Source organism: Stenotrophomonas sp. P5_A8 (assembly GCF_056400545.1).
The window spans coordinates 1-4,623 of record NZ_JBFULB010000303.1 but is presented as its reverse complement, the minus strand read 5'-3'; the positions used below and the strand labels follow the sequence as shown (position 1 = coordinate 4,623).

The 4,623-nt window shown below is 66.2% G+C and carries 3 protein-coding genes; 2 read left to right on the top strand and 1 reads right to left on the bottom strand.

Annotated elements, in window-relative coordinates:
• The coding region (putA, locus tag AC1DQP_RS16805) for a bifunctional proline dehydrogenase/L-glutamate gamma-semialdehyde dehydrogenase PutA (protein WP_478052047.1) at positions 1–3,180 on the bottom strand (3,180 nt) is incomplete at its 3' end.
• A 275-nt stretch (positions 3,181–3,455) separates the two neighbouring features.
• Between putA and AC1DQP_RS16800 the strand changes: the two genes are divergently transcribed.
• Positions 3,456–3,932 (top strand): DUF2244 domain-containing protein, encoded by a 477-nt coding sequence (locus AC1DQP_RS16800; RefSeq protein ID WP_256775034.1) that lies wholly within the window; start codon positions 3,456–3,458, stop codon positions 3,930–3,932.
• An 11-nt stretch (positions 3,933–3,943) separates the two neighbouring features.
• The coding region (locus tag AC1DQP_RS16795) for a cytochrome c oxidase subunit II (protein ID WP_478052046.1) at positions 3,944–4,623 on the top strand (680 nt) is incomplete at its 3' end.

The window sequence follows — 4,623 nt, the reverse complement described above, 5'->3', positions numbered from 1 at the left end:
GGTGTTCACGGTGACGGTTTTTTCGGTGGCAAAGCGCAGCAGGTAGTGCGGACCGCCGGCCTTCGGCCCGGTACCGGAAAGACCCTGGCCGCCGAACGGCTGCACGCCGACCACCGCACCGATCTGGTTGCGGTTGACATACACGTTGCCCACATTGATGCGCGAGGAAATGCGATCCACGGTTTCATCGATGCGCGAATGCACGCCCAGGGTCAGCCCGTAGCCGGTGGCGTTGATCTGGTCGATCACCGCGTCGAGCTGGTCGCCCTTCCAGCGGATCACGTGCAGCACCGGCCCGAAGATTTCCTTGTGCAGCTGGTCCAGGTTCTTCAGTTCGTACGCACGCGGGGCGAAGAACGTGCCATGCGCGGCCGCTTCGCTGAGTTCGGCGGCGGCGATCAGGCGTGCTTCCTTTTCCATGCGCACGGCGTGGTCCTGCAGGATCTGCAGCGCGTCGGCATCGATCACCGGGCCCACGTCGGTGGACAGCAGGCCGGGGTCGCCGACCTTCAGTTCGGCCATCGCGCCGGACAGCATGGTCATCACCTTGTCGGCGATGTCGTCCTGCACGAACAGCACGCGCGCGGCCGAGCAGCGCTGGCCGGCAGAGGTGAACGCCGACCCGATCGCGTCCTTGACCAGCTGTTCCGGCAGCGCCGAGGAGTCGGCGATGAAGGCGTTCTGGCCGCCGGTCTCGGCGATCAGCACGCCGATGGCGGCATCGCGTGCGGCCATCGCGCGGTTGATCGCGCGGGCGGTGTCGGTGGAGCCGGTGAAGGCCACGCCGGCCACGCGCGGGTCGGCGGTGAGCGCGGCACCGACGGTGGCGCCGTCGCCGGGCAGGAACTGCACCACGCCTTCGGGTACGCCAGCCTCGAGCAGCAGCTTTACTGCGTAGTAGCCGATCAGGTTGGTCTGTTCGGCCGGCTTGGCGATGACGCTGTTGCCGGCGGCGAGCGCAGCGGCCACCTGGCCCAGGAAGATCGCCAGCGGGAAGTTCCACGGGCTGATGCACACGAACACGCCGCGGCCATGCAGCTGCAGTTCGTTGGACTCACCGGTGGGGCTGGGCAGCTTTTCGGCATGGCCGAACTGCTCGCGCGCCTGCTTGGCGTAATAGCGCAGGAAGTCGACCGCTTCACGCACTTCGGCGATGCCGTCGGGCAGGCTCTTGCCGGCTTCCTTGACGCACAGCGCCATGAACTCGGGCAGGCGCGCTTCGAGCTGGTCGGCGGCGTGTTCCAGGATCGCCGCGCGGCTGGCGGCCGGGGTGCGGTTCCACGTCGGCTGCGCGGCGACGGCATTGGCCAGCGCCTTTTCGACGGTGGCGCTGTCGGCCGGCTGCCACTGGCCGACGACCTGGCGGGTATCGGCCGGGTTGGTGACGTTCAACAGCGCGCCGGTCGGGCTGGCGCCGGGCACCAGCGGTGCGGCGTGCCAAGGCTTTACGGCGGCGTTGAGCTGCTCGGCCAGGGCGCGCAGATCGTTGTCGTTGGCGAGATTGACGCCCATGGAGTTCTTCCTGTCATGGTTCTGGCTGCGCAGCAGATCGACCGGCAGCGGGATTTTCGGATGCGGAATGGAGGCGAACGAGGACACCGCCTCGACCGGATCGCGGATCAGGTCGCCGATGGCCACGCTGTCGTCGGTGATGCGGTTGACGAAGCTGGAATTGGCGCCGTTTTCCAGCAGGCGGCGCACCAGGTACGGCAGCAGGTCTTCATGCGAACCGACCGGTGCGTACACGCGGCACGGCACGTTCAGGCGATCGGCCGGCACCACTTCGGCGTACAGGTCATCGCCCATGCCGTGCAGCTTCTGGTGCTCGTACTGGCCACCCTTGGCGATCGTTTTGACGGCGGCGATGGTGTGCGCGTTGTGCGTGGCGAACATCGGGTACAGCGCATCGGCATGCAAGAACAACCGCTTGGTGCACGCCAGGTAGGACACGTCGGTGTTCTGCTTGCGGGTGAACACCGGGTAGGCCGGCAGGCCGTCGATCTGCGCACGCTTGATTTCCGCGTCCCAGTACGCGCCCTTGACCAGTCGCACCTGCAGGCGGCGACCGATGCGGCGGGCCAGATCGGCCAGGTAATCGATCGTGTACGGCGTGCGCTTCTGGTAGGCCTGCACGACTACGCCGAAGCCTTCCCAACCCACCAGCGAGGCACCGGTGACCACCGCTTCGATGATGTCCAGCGACAGCTCCAGGCGGTCGGTTTCCTCGGCATCCACGGTGCAGCCGATGCCATAGGATTTGGCCAGCTGCGCCAGTTCCAGCACGCCCGGGACCAGGTCGGCCATGACGCGCGCGCGCTTGGCGTGCTCGTAGCGCGGGTACAGCGCGGAGAGCTTGATCGAGATGCCCGGCGCAGCGTTGACGTCGCCGTCCGGGCGCCCGCCGCGTGCCTTGTGGTCACCGCCGATGGAGTGGATCGCGCGGCGGTAGTCTTCCAGGTAGCGCTTGGCGTCCTTCATGGTCAGCGCGCCTTCGCCGAGCATGTCGAACGAGTAGCGGTAGTTGGCGTTGTCGCCCTTGTGCGAGCGCGACAGCGCTTCGTCGATGGTGCGGCCCATGACGAACTGGTGGCCCATGATCTTCATCGCCTGGCGCACGGCCAGGCGGATCACCGGCTCGCCCACGCGGCCGATCAGACGTGCGAACGCACCCGGTACGTCGGCGCGGGTGGCATCGTTGATCTGCACCAGGCGGCCGGTGAGCATCAAGCCCCAGGTGGAGGCGTTGACCAGCACCGAATCGCTGCCGCCCATGTGCTTTTTCCAGTCCGCATCGCCGAGCTTGTCGCGGATCAGTTTGTCGGCGGTGTCCTGGTCGGGGATGCGCAGCAGCGCTTCGGCCACGCACATCAGCAGCACGCCTTCTTCGCTGCCCAGGTCGTACTGGCGCATGAAGGCTTCGATCGCGCCCTGGTCCTTGGCGCGCACGCGAACGCGCGCGACCAGGTCGGCGGCCACGGCCTGCACCTGCGCCTGCTCGGCGGCCGGCAGGCGGGCCTGCTCCAGCAGTTCGCGCACATGGCTGGCCTCGTCCTTCATCCAGGCATCGGTGATGGCCTGACGAAACGCGGGGGGAGGCGTCGGCAGCTCGGGCGACAGCAGCGGCGGACGGAGAGCGCCGGCCGGGGCCGGGGCAGGAATCGGTGCGGAGGGTGCGGTCATGCCGGTCGGCTCGTGGAAAACTTGACCATTTTAATCGCTTTTTGAGCTCGGCAAGCAAATTCAGGCGTGCTGTCCATAGCGGCGATAGCCTTTCATACAAAGGGATTCGCCGGACTAGCCGGGGTCGCCATAATTTGTGCTGATTTCGGCAAAAGCGCCGCCGATGTCCATGCTGTGTTGCACCATTCCTGAAAGTGTGAATGGACCCTTGCTACTGTCGCGAGTGCAGGGCTACCATCGAGACGTTTCCCGCGGCAGGAAAACGCGGTTGCGACATGATCGAGGTGCTGACAGCTCCGGACGGATCAGGGACGCGACTGCGGCTGCGTCCCCCACGGGCGCTCGATGCCCGGCAGTTCGTCCTGTTGTTTGCTGTGTTGTGCGGGGGGATGGGGTTGGCGGCCGGCCTGGGTTGGCTGGCCGGCAACGTGTTCGCCCCGTTGTTCGCGCTGCTGTACAGCCTGTTGCTGGCAGCGGCACTGCGTAGTGTGTGGCGTAGTGGAGAACGGCAGGAAGAAATCCGGGTGGTTCCGGCGTGTGTGGAGGTCATCCCCGCACCCGGGCACTCGCCGGTGTTCAGCGCGCACCCGCATTGGGTACGCCTGATCGCCGACGAGCGGAGGGTCCGGCTGGCGTCCAGTGGCAGGCAGGTGGAAGTGGGGGCTTTCCTCGCACCGGCCGAACGCAGGGCACTGGCTCAGAAACTAGAAGGCTTGCTCGCGGCCAGCGATGGCTGCAACCGACGACGCTAAGGGTCTAGGCAATGAAGCAACGCATCAAGTGGGGCAGTACGTTCGGGAAGACAGCAACAAGCGGGGCCGCGCTGCTGGCGCCCGCATTGGCGTGGGCCCAGGCGGCCGACCCCAAACCGTGGCAGTTGAACATGGGCAAGGGGGTGACCCAGAGCTCGCGGTTGGCCTGGGAATCCAACCTGTTCTCGCTGTGGGTGTGCACGATCATCGGCATCCTCGTGTTCGGCGCGATGTTCTATGCCATCTTCAAGTTCCGCAAATCCAAGGGCGCCGTCGCGGCCACCTTCAGCCACAACACCAAGGCGGAAATCGTCTGGACGGTGATCCCGGTGATCATCCTGGTGGTGATGGCGTGGCCGGCCACGGCCAATCTGATCAAGTTCTACGACACCCGCGATTCGGAAATGACCGTCAAGGTCACCGGCTACCAGTGGATGTGGAAGTACGAGTACCTGGGCGAGGACGTGACCTTCACCAGTCGCCTGGACCGCGAGTCCGACCGGGTCCGGCAGAGCGGCAAGGTGCCCACGCTGGCATCGCATCCGCACTACCTGCTGGAGGTGGACAACCGCCTGGTGCTGCCGGTGGATACCAAGGTGCGCTTCGTGATCACCTCCGACGACGTCATCCACGCCTGGTGGGTGCCGGCGCTGGGCTGGAAGCAGGACGCCATTCCCGGCTTCATCAACGA